This is a genomic window from Candidatus Clostridium helianthi (assembly GCF_045310795.1).
GTDB lineage: Bacteria > Bacillota > Clostridia > Clostridiales > Clostridiaceae > Clostridium > Clostridium helianthi.
Genome location: NZ_JBJIAB010000087.1, coordinates 1 through 1,113, shown reverse-complemented (window position 1 = coordinate 1,113; position 1,113 = coordinate 1). Strand labels below are relative to the sequence as shown.

General features: G+C 46.9%; 1 rRNA gene (only partly in view). It reads right to left on the bottom strand.

Annotated features, from left to right (window positions below):
• Positions 1–1,113: ribosomal RNA gene (locus ACJDTP_RS27215) — 23S ribosomal RNA — on the bottom strand (its annotated part extends 1,747 nt beyond the left edge of the window); the annotation flags it as partial.

The window sequence follows — 1,113 nt, the reverse complement described above, 5'->3', positions numbered from 1 at the left end:
ACGTGAACCCGTAGCTTCGGTGGTAAGTTTGAGCCCCGGACATTTTCGGCGCAGGATCTCTTGACTAGTGAGCTATTACGCACTCTTTTAATGAGTGGCTGCTTCTAAGCCAACATCCTAGTTGTCTTAGAAATCCCACATCCTTTTCCACTTAACTTACACTTTGGGACCTTAGCTGACGATCTGGGCTGTTTCCCTTTTGACCATGGAACTTATCTTTCATAGTCTGACTGCCGGACTGATAGTATGTGGCATTCGGAGTTTGATAAGGTTCGGTAAGCGCTATGCCCCCTAGCCTATTCAGTGCTCTACCTCCACTACTCACATTTTCCGACGCTAGCCCTAAAGCTATTTCGAGGAGAACCAGCTATATCCGAGTTCGATTGGAATTTCTCCGCTATCCACAGCTCATCCCATGCTTTTTCAACAGCAACGTGGTTCGGTCCTCCACGAGGTTTTACCCTCGCTTCAACCTGGCCATGGATAGGTCACCCGGTTTCGGGTCTACAGCATGCAACTAGTCGCCCTATTAAGACTCGGTTTCCCTTCGGCTCCGTACCTTAAGTACTTAACCTCGCTACATACCGTAACTCGTTGGCTCGTTCTACAAAAAGCACATCATCACACACATAAGGTGCTCTGATCGGTTGTAGGCACATGGTTTCAGGTTCTATTTCACTCCCCTCCCGGGGTTCTTTTCACCTTTCCCTCACGGTACTGCTTCACTATCGGTCATCAGGTAGTATTTAGCCTTGGGAGGTGGTCCTCCCTGCTTCCCACAAGGTTTCACGTGTCTCGTGGTACTCTGGTGCAGAACTGATTATCATAGTTTTCACTTACGGGACTATTACCCACTGTGGTCCAACTTTCCAGTTGTGTTCAATTAACTATGATTTCTCGTTATGTTCTGTCCGCAACCCCAGAGATAAATCTCTGGTTTGGGCTCTTTCCTTTTCGCTCGCCGCTACTAAGAAAATCGATTTTTCTTTCTCTTCCTCCAGGTACTTAGATGTTTCAGTTCCCTGGGTATACCTTCATAAAGCTATGTATTCACTTTATGATACATGGGGTTTCCCATGTGAGTTTCCTCATTCGGAAATCTTCGGATCTCTG